We start from the raw sequence: 17,012 nt of genomic DNA, 5'->3' as shown, positions 1-17,012 counted from the left end.
TCAAACGATGATGGTCACACGCGGCCAGCGCGCCGCATAGTTCTTGCTGGCCAGGCGCTGCGCATAGCCGTCCTGACTGATGCGCACTGGGTTGCGCCGCACCACCATGTCGAACAGGTCATCTAGGCCATGCGGCGCGATGATGCCGATCCCGCCGTCAGGCTGCAGATGGATGCCGACCGCCGTGGCAAACTCGGGCCAGGAAGCGATGGCGTCGTCGAGCGACAGCAGCGGCGGCACGGCGTAGCCGAACTCGTCTTCAAACCACAGGTGCACCCGGGCCTGGTTGCACACTTCCCACGGCACGCCGGGCAGCACGGTTTCCAGGCGCTGGCGCAACTGCGTTTCGCTTTCCGGATGCACATCGTGCGCATCGAAATACGCCACGTCGATGTCGCTCAATGCCGACGGTTGCGCGTAGCCGTGCAAGGCGTCCCACACGAGGTTGCGCACGGCGCCGGCGCCGATGCAGCAGTGGGGCAAGCCCAGCTGCGCCACGGCGTGCAGGGCTTGCATGCACCACGGCGTGGCGTGGGCGATGGCGCGCAGGCGCGCGGCCAGCGCTTCCTGCGTGCTCATTGCTATGGCCGGATCCGTGGCGCCACGCCGTCGTGGTCGCCCGCGCTTTCGACATTGCCGAAGTACACGTCGAGATCCTGCTTCGGATGGAAGTTGCGCAGCTTGACTTGCAAGGTGGTGGGGTTAATCTTGGTGAACGTGCCCGGGAAGCACAGGCTGACCAGCTCGTCCGGCTTGCCCTTGATCAGGTTCAAGGTAAAGTCTTCGATGCCATTCTTCCACGTGTTGCCGGTCGTCAAAATGTACGACACCCACACGGCATTGACGAAGCCGCTTTCGCCCTGCTTGGCCGCCAGGCGGTTCCACGTCTTGTAGAAGGCCTTGTCGCCACAGTATTTCTTTTCAAATGTATCGCCATCGCCCAGGTAGGACGCGCCCGGACCGGCCGCGACAAATGGCGCATATTGATGGCGCACGCGCACGACTTTGCCGGCGGGGAATTTCTGCTGCCACAGATAGATGACTTTGACAGTCCAGGCCGGCACCCATTCCTCGTCGTACAGCTGGGCCAGCAAACCTTCGCGTATCATGATCTTGCTCTGCGCGGCCGTCAGCGGCGCCACCTTCTTGTCGAACGGCGTGTGCGAAGGGAAATACGCGATCTGCGCATCCGACAGGCCCAGCTGGCGCAAGCGGGCCGTCACGTCGGCGCTATCGAGCTTGGCGACGAAGGTGGTTTGATAGTCCTTGCGCTTGCCATCGACGTCGACGGTGAACTGCTGCGGCTGGCCGTAATACGTGGGCGAGCCATGGTAGCCGGCCGAGTATTCGGGCAGCGGGAAGAAGATCGTCTCTTCCACATCCTTGGCGGATTCGTTGAGGAACTCATACTCGACCTTGATCAAGTCCGTGCTCACGCTGAGCACTTCCTTTTTCATGGCCACGGCATCCGTCTTGCCGAACAGGATGCCGCCCGCGCTCACGGAACCGATGCCGTCGTTGGCCACGGCTGGCGCCGAGCACGCCAGCGCCAGTACGGCAGATGCGAGCAAAGTGCGTATAAGCATCACGCCGCCTTGCCCGGCGCGGGTTCGACCCGGCGCTGCAGCACGAAAATCGGTTGCGCCCATTGGGTATCCTTTTTCTTCTTGCTGGTGATCAAAGTAAGCTCGGACGGATCATAGACGTCCGTGTTGTGCGTCAGCGGCGTCGTCATCAGGTATTGCGCTTCCGTATTCTTCAGGAATTCGCCGACCAGTTGAATGTTGCGGATATCGAGGTGGGCAAACGGTTCGTCGATGAAGACGAAGCCGCCGGAACCGTCTTCCGATTTCAGCAAGCCGATCAGCAGCACCAGCGACTTCATCACCTGCTGGCCGCCCGACGCTTCGCCATCGTTCATGCCGATGACGCCCTTGCCATCGAACTTGAAGCGCACGTGCAAGCCCGCCTGCGACAGCTGCACGTCGTCGTTTTCCAGGCGCACGGGGTCGGCATGGACTTCGATGCCGGCCAGCTCGCCCAGCTCCTTGATGTTCTTGCTGTAGGTCTTGATGGTGTAGCGCAAGCGCTCCATGTAGGCGCCGCGGGCATTGCCCGTCGCTTCGATGGCGCGGTTGTTCTGGTAGCGGCGCTCGTCCGTTTCCGACTGGCGGCCGTGCAGCTGGTCCGACAGGCGGTGGTGCTGGTCGATGACGGTCGCGTCGAGTTCCCAGTCGTCGCGCGCCAGGCTGTTTTGCAGGCTGGCCACGCGCAGATCGACCTGGTGCGCATTCTGGTGCTCGGCCACGAGGGCGGCGCGACGTGCGGGACGGCGCCAGCTTTTCGGCAGGTGGCGCCACGCATGGCGCAGGGCCAGCAAGGCGCGCGCATGCTCGGCGCGCTGCTCGATCTGCTTCTTGTAGCCGAGACGCGAACCGGCTTCCGCTTCCGACAAGGCCAGGCGCGCGTTTTGCCACACCGTATCGGCACGCGTGCGCGCCACGGTGGCGTTCTTCGTCAGGTTTTGCAGCTCGCCCAGGCGGCCGCCCACTTCCAGGCGCTCTTCCTTGAGCGGCTTCGAATTGCGCAGCGCTTCGGCGAATTCTTCCTGGCGTGCGCTCAGTTCCTTGGCCGCGTCGACGCCGGCGATGCGCGCCTTCAGGGCGCCCACTTCGGCCGCCAGTTTCGAGATCGCCAGGGTGAGCGTGTCTTCCTGGCCTTCCAGGCCCGGCAAGGAGCGCAGCAGCGCTTCCAGGCGGCCGCTGCGGCCAGCCTGGCCGAAGCGGTAGCGCGACGCTTCCACGAACAGCGAGCGTCCGCCGCGGCGTTCGCGGTGGTAAGCCTCGGGCGTGATCCACTCTTCGTGGTTGCCCAATTTAAAGCCTGCTTCAACGGAGTCGACGCGCGAAATGCGCGACAGCTGCTCGATCAGCCAGCTTGGCACGGGCGCGGAAAATTTCACCACGGCCAGCAAGCTTTCGTCTTTCGCCACGGGCGCCGTGACCAGGTCGGGCACGATGAAGTGGCGGTAGCGCTCCTTCTCGGCCAGGCGGTAAGCGGCGGCCGCATCCTTGGCCTTGTCGAGCAGGACGACCGAGGCGTAACCGCCCAGCACGCCTTCGACGGCGCCCTGCCAGCGGCTATCCGTCACTTCGACGATATCGGACAGCATCGCGTGGGAAATGCCCGCGTCGCGCAGCGCGCGGCGCATGCCGCGCACATTGTCCGGCTCCGGCATGGCCGTCTTGCCTTGCAATGCTGCAATCGTCGCCTGCTCGCCCGCGATACGCGCCGACAGGGCGTCGCGCTGCTGGCGCTGGCGCAGCAGTTCCGCTTCCTTCTGTTCCAGCTGGGCCGCCACTTCGGCGATGTCGCTGCCCGAATCGGCGGCCAGCTTCTGCAGGCGATCCTTCTGTTCCAGCAGGCTGTCCAGCGGTTTCAGCTTGGCATTGATCAGTGACAAGCGGCTCTGCAGGCCGATCGACTCCTGCTCCAGCAGGGTCTCGTTCATCTGCGCGTCGGACAGCGCCTTCGCTTGCGCGGCCAGCGCATTGCGTTTATCGGTCAGCTGCTGGTCCGCCTGCGCCATCGGCTTGCGCGCATCGCGCAATTGCCGGCTCGCGATGGCCGCTTTTTCGCGCGCCTCGTGGTATTGCAGGCTGGGAAGCACTTCTTCCAGCAGGTTGCGGCGCTCTTTATGCAGCCCTTCCCACTGGTGGTAATTGGCCACGCGCAGGCGCAAGCCTTCCAGGTTGGTTTTCGACGCTTCCAGTTCCGTCTCGAAACGTTTCAGCTCCACTTCCGTGTCGCGCTGGTGGCGCTTGGCTTCGTCGTAGGCATCCAGCACTTCCTTGTCGCCAAACACTTGGAATACGAGGTCGAGCAGCTGGCGCGGCGCATATTCGCACAATTTGTCCGTCTCGCCCTGCTCCAGCGCCAGCACTTTCGACATGGCTGGCGACAGGCCCGCATTGGCGAGGCGCTTGCGGTAGTTTTCCACGCCGAGCCAATCGTTGGCATCCGTGATGTCCTCGATCTGCACATTGCCCGGACGCATCAGATACTGGCGCTTCCAGTCGCCGCCATTTTTCTGAATCTGGCAAAACAGGGTCACTTCATCGTCGCTGAAGAAGCCGGAACTGCGGAATGGCCGGTTCGACAGCTGCTTGCCCACGTTCTTGTTGTCGACCACGGCGCGCAGCCAGGCCGTCTGCTGGCCCGAGTGGCGCGCATAGTGCTTGTACGTGCGCCCCATCGAGCAGTCGAGGCCGAACAGGGTGCGCAAGGCGTCAAGCAAGGTGGTCTTGCCCGAACCGTTCTGCCCCGCGATGGTGATGATCTTCGCGTCGAGCGGGATATTCTTGATGCGCTGCCAGTAATCCCAGTGCACCAGTTCAAGTGATTTGATATGAAACATGGGCGCTTTCAGTGAGGAAGGTCGGACGCGGGCTCGTCGCCAGCGTCAGGCAGGTCGCCGATGTCGGCGGACAGGTCGTCTGCCAGATCGGCGTCAGGATCGATGGCCACCAGGCGCGCCGGCGCCCGCTTGAACACGTCGGCCAGGGCGCCGTTGATGATGCGCTCTTTCAACACATCCGTGTCCATCATCAAGTCCAGCAGCGGACCTTCCAGGATGAAATCGCCGCGCCGCTCGATAAAGCCCAGCTTGGCCAGGGTGCCCAGGTTCATGTCCATGCGCGTCTTCTTGCCCAGCTTGTCGCCGAAGTCCGACAGCAGCGCCTTGTAGGAAATGCCGATCGACGCATCTTCCGCGCGCGGCAGCGGTTTTTCCGTGCCGAACATATCGTTCTGGTCATCGTCCGCATGCTGGTGCGTTTCCTGGCGTTCGCGCTTGGGCAGGATGATCTGCGCCCACAGCACCACCAGCAAGGCCACGCCATCGCGCGCCAGGCCGAAATTATTGTTTTGCCACACGTCGCGCGCGCCGAAAATCTTCGGCTCGATGGTGCGCGTCAGGGCCAAAGTCACGTGGTCGGCATACACGTTGTCGAGCAGTTTCAAGCCGCAGGCCAGCAATCGCGCATCGATCTCGGCGCGGAACAGCTCGTCGGACAGCACGCGTTTGACGAGCTTGTCGTCGCGGCGCAGGGTTTGATGCGTGAGCAGGCGCGCAATCAGGATTTGGGAATCGTCATTCATCGGCTGTGCCGCTATCTAAATCAAGTGAAACATTCAGTGAAAGCGAGGCGATCGACATGGCCGCCACGTGGGGGTCGGTCAGTTGGACCATCTCGTCGGTCGGTGTAAAGGTAATCGGCAGGCGGGCCAGTTCGGCCGTCGAGCCTTGCAAGCTCGCTTCGGAGACGTCACCCAGCAGCGGCAGCATCGAGGCGCGGTATGACGCCACGGCAAAGCTGGCCGGCAGCAAGGAATCCTGCACGGGCACCGATTTCGGCCCCTCTTCGCCGATGCTGGGGAAATTGCCCAGACTGGCGAAGTTCGACAGGCGGTCCAACAGGTCATCGAGTTCAAGCTGCATGGCGGGTCCGTCGCTGATGGTGGTGGGCGCATCCTCTCCGCTGGGCAGGCCCGTGTTGGTAATGCCTGCCGCCCGTTCGGACAGCAGTTCCGTTTCGGCAACGTCGATCATCTCGGCCGGCGTGGAGAACAGCGGCACGACGGGCTGGTCGATGGCGCCTTCGGCCAGGCTGGCCAGGTCTTCGTGCAGCAAGAGCCAGCGCTTGATGTCCGTGGTCGACAGGCCAGACTGGCCCAGGTGCACGCGCTGGCGCTCGATCTGGTTCAGCGCGCGCGAAAACATGCCTTGCATGTTGAGCAATTTGCTTTGCGCGCGGCCGATTGCCTGCGCCGCCTTGTGCGTGGCGCTGTCCGCGTTTTCATCGGACGTGATGGCCACGAGAATCTCGGAACCCTTCTCGACCCAGTCGCACGCCATGTTCCACTTTGCCTGCGCCGTGCGCAGCCGGAATTCGGAACCGGAAGCGATGGCGTCGGAGAATTCCTCCGTCAAGTCCACCAGGCGTCCCAGCAAATGCTGGAGTTGTTCAACCGACACGCCGCCGACGGCTTGCGCGCCCGCTACCTGCGACAGCAGAAAACCCATTTCCGCTTCGTCTTCCGTCTGGCCCAGGCCCAGCAAGCTGTCGATGGCGGACAGCACGTTGCGCGCCATCGGCGTCACGCGGTACACGCCCTGCTGCGCATCCCAGGCCAGCAACTGGTTCGAGCGCAGGCGCAGCAAGACCGTTTCCAGGCTTTCCGGCAACAGATAGGCAAGTTTCGTGTTGATATCGGCGCGCGTATAGGCGGACGTGGCCGCATCGGACGCGAGTTCGCGCAACACGAGCAGACGCACCAGCACGCCGTCGAAACCGCCGTGGAACAGGGCCGTAAACACTTGCAGCAGAGGCTGCGCCCGCTTCAAGTGAAAAACTTGCTCTATTTCATCGGCCGAAATATTGGGCTGGAAATGCGCCTGCAAGGAATCGTGATGCTCTTGCTCTGTCTGATTTGCATCCGTAGCCACGGCTGCACTTGCCATTATATCAATCATTCTTTTCCGGATGAGTGTTCAGCGGGCGGCGCAGCGGGCTAACGCAGCGCTGCGGGGCGGGGGCGTCAGTATATCAGTTCTGACATGCAATTTAGCGCGTGGGAGGGGGAGGTGCGGACACGGCGCAACGCTGGCGCCTGCTTATCAAGACTCCTGATGGCGAAAACGGGCGGACAAGGGTCAGTTCCTTTGGAATCGGGATGCGCCCATTGGGCACCTCCCCCCGGCGGGTCTGACCCCACAACAACAGCAAGCACTTACTTCTGCACGACCTTTTGCAAGGTTTGCTCGACGTAATCACCATCTTCATCGGCGAACGTCACCTTCACGGGATACCATTCCAGCGACGGGGCCAGCCACAGGTCCACTTGCTGGCCCTTCTTGTCCGGCGGCGGCGCCTTGATCAGGTGCACGGCCTCGACCAGACCCTGGCCGGTGGCGACAGTCTCCTGCTTGACGACCTTGAAGGTCCAAGGCTCGGCGTCGCGGCGGCCGGCAACGAAGAAGCTCCATTCCGAACCGGGCGTGAATTTCTCGGGCGTGGCGCGCGCTATGCTGACCAGTTGCCAGACGGTGCTGTTGCGGTCCTGCTCGCCGCCTTTCAGCGGATAGCTGTCATCGCCTTCGCTGAAGACGATGGTCTTGCTGTCGCGCTTGAAAGTAGTCGTGGCCGCTTCCTTGCGGAAACGCTTTTCCACGAACTGGGCTGGCGCCAGGCCGTAATCGTCGACCGTGCCTTCGCTGCGCTGCTCGAGGATCTTGCCGAACAGGGCAGCCTTGGTTTCGGCCAGCAGCGAGTACTTGCCGTCGCCGGCGCGCCAGTTGCTGACCGATTCGCCGGACAGCGCGATGCCGCGCTGCTTCGCCTTGATCGAATAGACGAGGTCAGCCGACGGCGCCAGCTTGTACGGGCGCTTGATGACGGGGTGGTCCACAGGCGCGTCGGCCATGGCGGGAGCGAAGGTGGCGGCCAGTACGCCGGCGGCCAGCAAGTGTTTCAAAGAATGCAGAGTCATCATTTATTTTCCTGTAGCGTCATTGACGCGAATTTGGGTCACGGTTTGCGTGGTCAGCGCCCCGTTCGCTTCGGTATTGCGTATTTGTACCGGATACCATTGCATCGATGGCGCCAGCCAGATATCGAGCTGCGACGAATACGTGCCGGGCTTCGGCGGCCGGCGCAAATGCCAGGTCACCAGGCGGCCCATCTTGGTCTCCAGTTCTTCCTCGCCCACCAGCTGGAAACGGAACACGGTCGCTTCCTTTTCCTCGCCGACGAGGATGTCGATATTGCCAGCCAGCTGATTGACGTCGGCGCGGCCGATGGCGGCCAGCTGGAATGGCACGGTGGCCTTGTCTTGCGCCCCCTCCTGCCATGGCGCCGTGGCCGTCGTGGCCGAAAACGTGATGGCCTTGGCGTCGCGGTTGAAATGCGTGGCCGTTTGCGCGCGGCCCTTGCGTTTCTCCGTGGCCGTGACGGGCACGATGCCGCTGCCATCGATCAGGCCCTCGCTGGTCAGTACCAGCAGGTTGATACGCGTGATCAGCATGCTCAAGCCCACTTCCAGTTTCAGCTGGTACGTGTCGCCCCGGTTGTCCCACGCCATGGCTGCCACGCCCTGCCACTTGGTGCCGTCCGCATCGCGCCGGTCCACGTGCAGGTCGAACTGAGCCGATGCAGGCGCATTCGTCTTGTAGCGCCGCGCCTGCTCGACGGGCGGCGGCGGCGGACTGGCCGGTGCCGGTGCTTCCGCCACGGCGGGCGGTGGCGCCGTGATGGCTGGCGCGCTGGCCGCCGGTGCCGCTGGCGTGACCGGCCCTTGCGGCGCGTCGCTGGCGGGCGCCGTGAACTGGGCCGTGTCGCTCGACGGCAGCTCCGTCGGCGGCGGCGGTGGCGGCAAGCGGGGCTCGGGCAAGGGCCGCAGCTTGGGCGGCGGGGGCGGCGCCACCGGCACGGGTTTGGGCGGCTCGGCGATCAAGGCCATGCTGACCACCTGCGCATGATCCTGCCCCAGCGGCACCATGCTGGCACGCGAGGTGAGCCATTCCAGCGCCACGTAATGCAGTGCGCCGATGACCGCGACAAAAATGACGGTGCGGCGGCGCGGTGGCGAAAAGAAGGAGTCAGGCATCATAGGCCGTAGTGTAACGCCTTCCCCCTACTTCCCGCTTCTTGCCCGTACTCAACTCCTGCTGTTTTATGTAAGAAAATGTTGGCGGCTTTGCGTCAGTTGCAAGCTGATATCTGCTACGCTAGGCACATCCACCTACCAGGAGATTTCGCATGGCAAACCCGCAAATGCCCCAAATGCCGGGCGCAGCAGTTGTGACCGACACCCTCGACTTCGTCAAGAACCTGTGGGGCAGCATGAGCGTGCCCGGCATGGGCGTGCCTGGCATCACGGCGCCCACCATGTCGGTGGAAGAGCTGGACAAGAAAATCAACGACTTGAAAGCCGTCGAAGCCTGGCTGAACCTCAATACCAGCATGCTGCGCGGCAGTATCCAGGCATTGGAAGTGCAGCGCGGCACCATCGCCACCCTGAAATCGATGGGCGCGTCCCTGGCGGCAGCCATCACCCAGCCCGGCGCCAGCGAGAAATCCGTGTTTGAATCGGTACCCTACGCTTCCGCGTTTTTCCAGCAAGCCGCACCCGCAGCTGCGGCACCAGCGCCTGAACCAAAGCCGGCGCCTGCCCCCGCACCGGAACCAGCTGCGGCGGCGCCCAGCGATGCCGGCAGCCAGGCGGCAGCCCAGCTGGCCAATCCAAGTGCCTGGTGGAATTTGTTACAAGATCAGTTCAAGCAGGCCGTGTCGACAGCGATGTCGCCCGATGCTGCCAGTTTTGGCGGTGGAGCGGCTGGAGCGACGGCCAAGCCAGCGGCCGGCAAATCCGCCAAGCCCGCTGAAGCAGGCACGGCAGCCAAGGCCAAGGCCCCGCTGCGCAAGGCGCCGGCAAAGCGCGCGGCACCCAAGTCGAAAGCACCAGGCAAGGCCTGATGTTTCAAGCTGGCGACATGATCAGGCGATACGATGAATGCGGATCGCCTCGATCTGATTGTCGGCTTGGCGTTTTACGTCACCGATCGTGATCAGGCCTTCGTCGGCCAGCGCCTTGGCGTGCTCGTACGAAGACTGGAATGTTTCCAGCGTGTCTCCCTTGGCGGCGACCGGGCGTACCCAGGCAACGGCGCCGACTTTCATTTTTTTGTATACTTCATTGACCACATCACGCATAGTTTCTTCCTTATTGTTGTAGAGCAACTCAAGCACGGGCGAACCCACGCTGGCCCCTAGTTTATCATCCGGCACGCTCACGCACGACTTTTCCCCCTTTTTCCGGCACCGGCGGCGCTTTTTCCGCTACCACGACGGCCTCTTCCGGCCCGGGCGGCGGCGTCAGCTGCACCAGTTGCTCCATCAATTGCGCGAAGCGCTGCTGCCCTGGTGCAATTTTGTCCACATACAACAACACTTCCATGGCTTCGGCCGCCAATTCCGCCTGGTAGCCGCGCTGCTCCAGGAACGACACGATGATTTGCGCGGAATTGAACAGGATGCGCAAGTTGTTCGGCAGCTTGTCGCGCGCCGTGCGCATCCAGGCAACGGCTTCGTTGAGCTTGTCCGTCTTCCACAGCAGCACGCCCTTGTTCATCAAGTCCGACGCTTCCTTGCGCGAGGCGATGATCAGGCTCGTGCCCTCGTCGCCCATCTTCGCCTTGTCGAAAATTTTCTGCACTTCGTCCTGCACCACCTGGTTATCGTGGTTGTTCTTGACCACGTAGCACAACAAACCGGCCGGCGCATCCTTGACGCCGACGGCGAACAGCAGGGTCGCCAGTTCCATGCAAATGCTTTTCTCGGGCCGCGCCGGGTCTTCGGCCAGCATCGCTTCGAGTTCGTCGCCGCACTTGCGCGCGCGCCGGTAGTCGCCCGTTTCGTGGTGCACCATGCCTTCCGTGATCTTCGCGCGCAGCCCGATCTGCTCGGGCGAGAATTCGCGCTGCGCCAGCAGCAGCCATTGCAGCGCTTCCTTGGCATCCTTCTTCAGGCCGCACACGCGCGCCAGGCCCAGGTAGGCGTCCGGCGTCTTCATGACGGAAAACTCGCCGATGGAGATGCATTTGCGAAAGGCCTTTTCCGCCATGCTGACATTGCCGACCTTCAAGGCCGCCAGTCCCAGGTTGCGCTGGCGCGGCACGGAATTGGGCGACAGGCGCGCCGCCTTTTCCAGCACGCCGCACGCTTCCTCGTGCTGGCCCATCAGCTGGTAGGCGACGGCCATCTGGTCGTAGGCATCGATGTAGTACTTGTTTTCCACGATCACGCCCTGGAAGATTTGCCGCGCCGCCTCGTGCTCGCCGTTGTTCATGCGGATCTTGCCCAGGCCCGCCTTGGCCCAGCTGTAATCGCGCTCGGCCAAGACTTTTTCGTACACGGCGCGGGCCTTTTCCGGCTCGCCGCTTTTCAGCAGCAAGCTGGCCTTCATGCGCAGCAATTCCAGCTCGTGCAGCTTGTTGAGCTCGATCTGCGCGTCGCACAGCTTGGCCGCGCGCAGATAATCCTTTTCCATGCAGGCCTGGTCGATTTCGCGGAACACCTGCTTCTTGTGCCACACGCGGTTCAGCCGCGTCAGCAGCACGCCTTCCGTGATCGGCTTGATCAGATACGCGTCGGGCTGGTGCTCGGCCGCGCCCATCACGGATTCCACGCTTTTCTCGGCCGACACCATCAGCCACACGCTCGACGGCGCCGTCAGGTTGCGCACGCGCGTCTCTTCCAGCACTTGCTGGCCGTTCTTGCCTTCGCCCAGGTTGTAATCGCACAGCACCACGTCGTAGCGCGTCTTGGCCAGCAGCTTCATGGCTTCGCCGCCGCTGGCCGCCTGGTCGATATGGCGCGCGCCCAGGTTGCGCAGCGATTCGCGCAGCAGGATGCGGATGCCGATGAAGTCGTCGACCAGCAGATAATGCTTGTCGGCCCAGTCGGTGCTGCCCGCTTCGGCGGCGGTGGCGTGGCTGTCTGTCGTCATGGAGTCCTCGTTCAGGGCAGGCGCAGGATGAAACAGCCGCCGCCCAGGGCGCCGCCATTTTCCAAGGCGATGCTGCCGCTGCTGCCCCGGTGCTTGTGCATTTTTGCCACTTCGCTGGAAAAATACAGGCCCAGGCCCGTGCTGTTGGTGGAAAAATTCACGCCGGCCGCCATGCCATCCATGGCCGCGCTGCCCGCGTCGAGCAAGGCCTGCGTATAGCCGTCGCCATTGTCTTCCACGCGCAGCTCGAGCATGCCGCCGTGCTCCCGCACGGACAGGCGGATCGTGTCCTTCGTGTAGCGGATGGCGTTATTGATCGCATGCGCGAGCACGCCGATGACCAGGTCTTCATCGAGGGTCCAGATCAGCTCCGGCGCACAAGCCGTCTCGAGCCGGATGCCTTTCGAGGTCAGCAGGATCTTTTCCTGGTCCACCACCTGGTCGACCACCTGGCTCACCAGCTGCGGCTGCACATCGAACGGGTAGCCGGGCTTGCCCACTTCCTTGTACAGGGCCAGCAGCTGGATCAGGTTATCGTTGAGGCGCTTGGTCTGGTACAGCATCTGCGCCATCTGCAGGTAGGCGGGGTCGGCCTGGGGGGCTGTTTTCGCCTGCTCGGCCGCCAGCAGCGACTCCAACGTGCCGCTGACCACGCTGATCGAGTTTTTCATGTCGTGCACGGTCGACGCCAGGAACAGGAATAGCTCGGGCGAGCTGTGTTGATCTTCCACCGGATATCTCCTTGGGCCGCAGCTTCAATATTGCCAAGGATAAATTATACCGCCAGCCTGCGGGCGCCAGCCAGCCACGCGTAAAGTCCGTGACATGACGCAACAATGCCGCCCCCGCTTGCGCAAGGGCGGCATCAGGCTGACAAACAGGCAAGATCAGCGACGCGCACCCGCCAGGCGCTTGACCACGACGATCATGCGGTCGATTTCCTCATACGTGTTGTAGAAGGCGAACGATGGCCGCACGGTCGCTTCCACGCCGAAGCGGCGCAGAATCGGCTGGGCGCAGTGGTGGCCCGAGCGCACGGCGATGCCCTCGTCGTTCAGCGCGCGCCCCACTTCCGCCGGCTCGTAGCCGGCCAGCACGAACGAAGCCACGCTCGCCTTGTCCAGCGCCGTGCCGATCAGGCGTACGCCGGAAATGGCCTGCAAGTGATGCGTCGCGTACTCCAGCAGCGCGTGCTCGTAGGCGGCGATGTTTTCCAGGCCGATGCGCTGGACGTAATCGATGGCCGCGCCCAGGCCCACGGCATCGGCGATATTGCCCGTGCCCGCCTCGAAACGGTTCGGCACGCCCTGGTAGACGGTGCGCTCGAACGTGACGTCGGCGATCATGTTGCCGCCGCCCTGCCATGGCGGCAATTGCTCGAGCAAGTCCGCCTTGCCATACACGGCGCCGATGCCCGTCGGGCCAAATACCTTGTGGCCCGAGAACACATAGAAATCCGCACCCAGCGCCTGCACGTCCACGCGCAGATGCGACACGGCTTGCGCCCCATCGACCAGCACACGCACGCCGGCCGCATGCGCCAGCGCGATGATCTGCGCCACGGGCGTTACCGTCCCCAATGCATTCGACACCTGCGTGACGGACACCAGCCTGGTGCGGCCGTTGAGCAGCTTGCGGAATTCATCGAGGATGATCTGCCCGCTGTCGTCGACGGGAATCACGCGCAGGCTCGCGCCCTTTTCCGCCGCCAGCTGCTGCCACGGCACGATGTTGGCGTGGTGCTCGAGCTGCGAGACGATGATCTCGTCGCCGCTGCCGATGTATTTGCGGCCAAAGGTATTGGCGACCAAGTTTATGCCCTCGGTGGCGCCCCGCACAAAAATGATTTCATTGGGTGAAGCCGCACCGAGGAAATTGGCCACCTTGGCGCGCGCCGCCTCGTACGCGTCGCTGGCGCGCGCCGCCAATGCGTGCGCCGCGCGGTGGATGTTCGAGTTCTCGTGCGCATAGAAATACGACACGCGGTCGATCACCGACTGCGGCTTGTGCGTGGTGGCCGCATTGTCGAACCAGGCCAGCGGCTTGCCGTTGACGCGCTCCGCCAGTACGGGAAAATCGCGCCGCACGGCATGCACGTCGAACGGCGCCGGCGTCTGGTGCTGGCCCGGCTTCGTCGCCGAGGGCAGCTCGGTCTGGAAATAGAACACGGGCTGGCTGTTAGCCGGCGATACGGGCAGCTGGCGCGCGGGTGCCTGCTGCGGCGCGGCCTGCCCCAGCCCCTGCTGCGCCAGGCCATCGAGCTTGCCGTTCGACGCGGGATAACCATGCGCGCCGCCGACAAAATAGTAGGGCGACGGCGCACCGAGGCTTGATGCACGCGGCGTCGGCACGGAAGCCGGCGCCGGCGCAACCGGTGCCTCCAGCGGCGCCGTCACGGGCGGCACTTGCGCCGTCGCCACGCCTGGGGCGATGGCGGCGAAGGAAGGACCGGGCTGCGGCGGCGGACGATTCGCGTAGCGGGGCGCCGCATCGAGCACGCTGCCGGAACCGCCAAGGCTGGGCGACTTGTCCAACGCGGGGGCCAACCCCGGCAAGCGGGCAAAGAATTCACCGGCCAGGCGGTTCAAGGTCGCTTCGTCGGGTAAGAACGGGACGGCAGGCAAGCCCGCCGCGCCATCACTTGTAGGTGTCTGGGTAGTCATGGTATTTACCGATCTCCACGTCTTCCAGTACGGCCAGCGCATCGTCGGTCAGCACGGCCAGCGAGCAATACAGCGAAATCAGATAGGACGAAATCGCGTGGCGGTTGATGCCCATGAAGCGCACGGACAGGCCCGGGCTTTGCTCGCCCGCCAGACCAGGCTGGAACAGGCCGATCACGCCCTGCCGCTGTTCGCCCGCGCGCAGCAAAATGATCTTCGTCTTGCCGTCTTCGATCGGCAGTTTGTCCGATGGCACCAGCGGCACGCCGCGCCACGTGAGGAACTGGGAACCGAACAGGCTGACCGTCGGCGGCGGCACGCCGCGGCGCGTGCATTCGCGGCCAAAGGCGGCGATGGCCAGCGGATGGGCGAGGAAAAAGCCCGGCTCTTTCCACACTTTCGTCAGCAGTTCGTCGAGATCGTCCGGCGTGGGCGCGCCCGTCAGGGTAAAGATGCGCTGGTCGTCATGCACGCTGGCCAGCAGGCCGTAGTCGGGATTGTTGATCAATTCGCTTTCCTGGCGTTCCTTGATCGTCTCGATGGTCAGGCGCAGCTGCTCCTTGATCTGGTCGTGCGGGCTGCTGTACAGGTCCGACACGCGCGTGTGCACGTCGAGCACCGTGCTGACGGCATTGAGAAAATATTCGCGCGGCTGGTCGTCATAGTCGACGAAGGTTTGCGGCAGTTCCGACTCGTCGCGCTGCGAGCAGGCGACGCGCACGTCCTTCGGATTTTTCACGCGATTGAGGCGGTAGATACCCGCTTCCACGGGCAGCCATTGCAGCAGGTGCACGAGCCAGCGCGGCGTGATCGTGGATAACTGGGGGACGCTCTTGCTTGCATTGGCCAGCTGGCGCGCGGCGTTATCTCCCAGCGCGAACTGGTTCTCTGTTGCTTCTGCCATGACTACTCCCGATGAAAAAAGTGAATATGCTTATCTGAAAAACGAATAAAGTATCGGACGCCCCTCTCTTTTTCTCAACATGCTATCGCCATCATCACGGCACTTAATCCAACCGCTTTACTCCACCAATTCCGGTTCGCAGCGCGCCATCAACCCGGCCAGGCCGATGCCCAGCGCGATGGCCAGTTTTTCCACCGTCAGCAGCGACGGCGTGGCGGCGCCCCGTTCAATTTCGCCGATGAACGAGCGGTTCAAGTCGGCCGCTTCGGCCAGCCGCTCCTGCGACCAGCCATGCCCTTCACGCAACTGGCGCACGGCCAGTCCAAACTGTTTGATCAACATGCTGTCCTCATGGGTGGTGGGCAAAGGCGGGGTGGGATGGCGCCGGCAATTCCGGTGCCTCCTGCTGGTTGTGCGCTTGCGTGACATGGCTGCCGGGCGCCACGCTGCGGGTCAGCCAGACATTGCCGCCGATGACGGAGCCCTGGCCGATGGTCACCCGTCCCAGGATCGTCGCGCCCGCATAAATGACCACGTCGTCCTGCACGATGGGGTGGCGCGCCAGTCCCTTTTTCAGCACGCCGTCGGCGCCGGCGGGAAAGCGCTTGGCGCCCAGGGTGACGGCTTGATAGATGCGCACGCGTTCGCCGATGATGGCCGTCTCGCCGATCACCACGCCCGTGCCATGGTCGATGAAAAAGCTGCTGCCGATGATGGCGCCCGGGTGGATGTCGATGCCCGTCTGCGAATGGGCCACTTCGGCGATGATGCGCGCCACCAGCGGCGCGCCCAGCGCATACAGGGTGTGCGCGAGGCGGTAATGGATGATGGCCAGGATGCCCGGGTAGCACAGCAGCACTTCATCGACGCTGTGCGCGGCCGGGTCGCCATGGAAGGCGGCCGCCACGTCCGTGTCGAGCTGGGCGCGGATGCGCGGCAGCGCGCGGGCAAAGCGCTGCACGATGGCCAGCGCCTGCTGTTCGATGGAGACCGTCTGCTGCAAGCCATGCTGGCGCGCGTGGTAACTGAGTTCGCGCCGCACCTGTTCATGCAAGCCCGTGAGGGTCGTGTCGAGCGTGTGGCCGACAAAGAAATCTTCGCTCTCCTGCTGCAGGTCGAGGGGACCGAGGCGCATCGGGAACAGGGCCGCGCACAGGGCTTTGATGATGTCGTGCAAATGCTGGCGCGACGGGAATTCGCGCGCGCCGCACTCCTGGTTGCTGGCCAATCCTTCGCGCCACTGCTCGCGCACGGCGCGCAATTCATCGACGATCTGGCGCAGTTCCCATTGCGGCTGTGCGGCAAGAGAGGCAGGGGGAATGGCTCGCTGGTTCATGGTGGTCCCGGGGAAGAGGTTCAATCTTGCAGCCAGGGCAGCGCATGCCAGCGCCAGCCACCGCTGTGGCCGCGCTGCTGCTGCTCGTCAAGGTCACCCTCGAAGCCTTGCGCGATATTGAAAACGTGCGTGAAACCGGCCTTGGCGGCCGCTTCGGCGGCCGCGGCCGAGCGCTTGCCGCTGCGGCACAGCAGCACCACGACGGCATCCTTGCCGCCCACCTTTGCTTCCAGTTCGCGCGTAAAGCGGGGATTGCGGTTCATGGCCGTGCCGGTGGCCCACGCCACGTGCAACGAGGCGGACACGTAGCCGACGAACGTGCGTTCTTCATGCGTGCGCACGTCGACCAGCACGGCTTTGCCAGCCTGCACCAGTTGCCACGCATCCTGCGCGCTGACGATGCCCGCATACGGCAAGCCCTGCGCCTGCGCCTGGGTACGCGCGAGATTGAGCACCTCGTCAAAAGCCGCCTCGCCGTGCGCGGCGCGGGGATCGAAAATCAGTTCTGCAGCAGCCATCTTTCCACCTCTTTATTCCGTCG

At 63.7% G+C, this 17,012-nt stretch carries 16 protein-coding genes; 1 reads left to right on the top strand and 15 read right to left on the bottom strand.

The genetic code is table 11. The annotated features are described in order from the left end of the window. The 7 genes from KO538_RS22780 to KO538_RS22750 all read right to left on the bottom strand — a co-directional run bounded on the left by KO538_RS22780 (position 1) and on the right by KO538_RS22750 (position 8,670). Positions 1-579 (bottom strand): nucleotidyltransferase family protein, encoded by a 579-nt coding sequence (locus tag KO538_RS22780; protein ID WP_257620511.1) that lies wholly within the window; start codon positions 577-579, stop codon positions 1-3. A 2-nt stretch (positions 580-581) separates the two neighbouring features. Next, positions 582-1,586: a DUF4424 family protein gene (locus KO538_RS22775; protein ID WP_219329730.1), complete on the bottom strand. Its 1,005-nt coding sequence runs from the start codon at positions 1,584-1,586 to the stop codon at positions 582-584. Continuing rightward, the gene (locus KO538_RS22770) at positions 1,586-4,417 is read right to left on the bottom strand and encodes an ATP-binding protein (RefSeq protein ID WP_070305420.1); all 2,832 of its coding nucleotides are present in this window, start codon (positions 4,415-4,417) and stop codon (positions 1,586-1,588) included. Before KO538_RS22770 ends, KO538_RS22775 begins: the two co-directional genes overlap by 1 nt. A gap of 8 nt (positions 4,418-4,425) precedes the next feature. Then, positions 4,426-5,160 (bottom strand): hypothetical protein, encoded by a 735-nt coding sequence (locus KO538_RS22765; protein WP_219329729.1) that lies wholly within the window; start codon positions 5,158-5,160, stop codon positions 4,426-4,428. Beyond that, positions 5,153-6,523, bottom strand: a complete 1,371-nt coding sequence (locus KO538_RS22760; RefSeq protein ID WP_128141393.1) for a hypothetical protein — start codon at positions 6,521-6,523, stop codon at positions 5,153-5,155. The genes KO538_RS22765 and KO538_RS22760 overlap by 8 nt, the downstream gene beginning before the upstream one ends. 269 nt (positions 6,524-6,792) lie before the next feature. Next, positions 6,793-7,554, bottom strand: coding sequence for a DUF3108 domain-containing protein (locus KO538_RS22755; protein ID WP_034753456.1), 762 nt, complete (start codon positions 7,552-7,554; stop codon positions 6,793-6,795). Further along, positions 7,555-8,670 (bottom strand): DUF3108 domain-containing protein, encoded by a 1,116-nt coding sequence (locus KO538_RS22750; protein ID WP_219329728.1) that lies wholly within the window; start codon positions 8,668-8,670, stop codon positions 7,555-7,557. Positions 8,671-8,819: 149 nt separating this feature from the next. Here KO538_RS22750 and KO538_RS22745 point away from each other — a divergent pair, with 149 nt between their 5' ends. Then, positions 8,820-9,536: a PhaM family polyhydroxyalkanoate granule multifunctional regulatory protein gene (locus tag KO538_RS22745; protein WP_034753455.1), complete on the top strand. Its 717-nt coding sequence runs from the start codon at positions 8,820-8,822 to the stop codon at positions 9,534-9,536. A gap of 21 nt (positions 9,537-9,557) precedes the next feature. Here the strand turns inward: KO538_RS22745 and KO538_RS22740 are convergent, their stop codons facing one another. From KO538_RS22740 to KO538_RS22705, 8 genes are all read right to left on the bottom strand, one after another. Next, entirely contained in the window at positions 9,558-9,854 is a 297-nt protein-coding gene (locus KO538_RS22740; RefSeq protein WP_230516689.1) for a hypothetical protein, read from the bottom strand. Then, positions 9,838-11,568 carry a tetratricopeptide repeat-containing response regulator gene (locus KO538_RS22735; RefSeq protein ID WP_219329727.1) on the bottom strand — a complete coding sequence of 577 codons (1,731 nt, stop codon included), beginning with the start codon at positions 11,566-11,568 and terminating at the stop codon, positions 9,838-9,840. The genes KO538_RS22740 and KO538_RS22735 overlap by 17 nt, the downstream gene beginning before the upstream one ends. Before the next feature lie 11 nt (positions 11,569-11,579). After that, entirely contained in the window at positions 11,580-12,299 is a 720-nt protein-coding gene (locus KO538_RS22730; protein ID WP_219329726.1) for a HAMP domain-containing sensor histidine kinase, read from the bottom strand. A gap of 156 nt (positions 12,300-12,455) precedes the next feature. Beyond that, complete coding sequence (locus tag KO538_RS22725; protein WP_219329725.1) at positions 12,456-14,231, bottom strand: family 2A encapsulin nanocompartment cargo protein cysteine desulfurase; 1,776 nt, start codon at positions 14,229-14,231, stop codon at positions 12,456-12,458. Next, positions 14,206-15,135 (bottom strand): family 2A encapsulin nanocompartment shell protein, encoded by a 930-nt coding sequence (locus KO538_RS22720; protein WP_034784363.1) that lies wholly within the window; start codon positions 15,133-15,135, stop codon positions 14,206-14,208. The genes KO538_RS22725 and KO538_RS22720 overlap by 26 nt, the downstream gene beginning before the upstream one ends. Positions 15,136-15,252: 117 nt before the next feature. Continuing rightward, positions 15,253-15,477 carry a helix-turn-helix domain-containing protein gene (locus KO538_RS22715; protein ID WP_219329724.1) on the bottom strand — a complete coding sequence of 75 codons (225 nt, stop codon included), beginning with the start codon at positions 15,475-15,477 and terminating at the stop codon, positions 15,253-15,255. A 7-nt stretch (positions 15,478-15,484) separates the two neighbouring features. Beyond that, the gene (epsC, locus tag KO538_RS22710; RefSeq protein ID WP_070305407.1) at positions 15,485-16,471 is read right to left on the bottom strand and encodes a serine O-acetyltransferase EpsC; all 987 of its coding nucleotides are present in this window, start codon (positions 16,469-16,471) and stop codon (positions 15,485-15,487) included. Between the two features lie 20 nt (positions 16,472-16,491). Beyond that, the gene (locus tag KO538_RS22705; RefSeq protein ID WP_219329723.1) at positions 16,492-16,989 is read right to left on the bottom strand and encodes a rhodanese-like domain-containing protein; all 498 of its coding nucleotides are present in this window, start codon (positions 16,987-16,989) and stop codon (positions 16,492-16,494) included. Positions 16,990-17,012 lie beyond the last annotated feature (23 nt).

The organism is Janthinobacterium sp. NKUCC08_JDC, assembly GCF_019345575.1.
GTDB lineage: Bacteria > Pseudomonadota > Gammaproteobacteria > Burkholderiales > Burkholderiaceae_D > Janthinobacterium > Janthinobacterium aestuarii.
Note: the sequence above shows the minus strand (reverse complement) of the source record. Positions and strands in the feature narration are given on the sequence as shown.

Excerpts from the sequence above, each read along its gene's own strand:
- KO538_RS22780 (WP_257620511.1), bottom strand. The coding sequence starts at position 579 with ATGAGCACGCAGGAAGCGCTGGCCGCGCGCCTGCGCGCCATCGCCCAC.
- KO538_RS22775 (WP_219329730.1), bottom strand. The coding sequence starts at position 1,586 with ATGCTTATACGCACTTTGCTCGCATCTGCCGTACTGGCGCTGGCGTGC.
- KO538_RS22770 (WP_070305420.1), bottom strand. The coding sequence starts at position 4,417 with ATGTTTCATATCAAATCACTTGAACTGGTGCACTGGGATTACTGGCAG.
- KO538_RS22765 (WP_219329729.1), bottom strand. The coding sequence starts at position 5,160 with ATGAATGACGATTCCCAAATCCTGATTGCGCGCCTGCTCACGCATCAA.
- KO538_RS22760 (WP_128141393.1), bottom strand. The coding sequence starts at position 6,523 with ATGGCAAGTGCAGCCGTGGCTACGGATGCAAATCAGACAGAGCAAGAG.
- KO538_RS22755 (WP_034753456.1), bottom strand. The coding sequence starts at position 7,554 with ATGATGACTCTGCATTCTTTGAAACACTTGCTGGCCGCCGGCGTACTG.
- KO538_RS22750 (WP_219329728.1), bottom strand. The coding sequence starts at position 8,670 with ATGATGCCTGACTCCTTCTTTTCGCCACCGCGCCGCCGCACCGTCATT.
- KO538_RS22745 (WP_034753455.1), top strand. The coding sequence starts at position 8,820 with ATGGCAAACCCGCAAATGCCCCAAATGCCGGGCGCAGCAGTTGTGACC.
- KO538_RS22735 (WP_219329727.1), bottom strand. The coding sequence starts at position 11,568 with ATGACGACAGACAGCCACGCCACCGCCGCCGAAGCGGGCAGCACCGAC.
- KO538_RS22725 (WP_219329725.1), bottom strand. The coding sequence starts at position 14,231 with ATGACTACCCAGACACCTACAAGTGATGGCGCGGCGGGCTTGCCTGCC.
- KO538_RS22720 (WP_034784363.1), bottom strand. The coding sequence starts at position 15,135 with ATGGCAGAAGCAACAGAGAACCAGTTCGCGCTGGGAGATAACGCCGCG.
- KO538_RS22715 (WP_219329724.1), bottom strand. The coding sequence starts at position 15,477 with ATGTTGATCAAACAGTTTGGACTGGCCGTGCGCCAGTTGCGTGAAGGG.
- epsC (WP_070305407.1), bottom strand. The coding sequence starts at position 16,471 with ATGAACCAGCGAGCCATTCCCCCTGCCTCTCTTGCCGCACAGCCGCAA.
- KO538_RS22705 (WP_219329723.1), bottom strand. The coding sequence starts at position 16,989 with ATGGCTGCTGCAGAACTGATTTTCGATCCCCGCGCCGCGCACGGCGAG.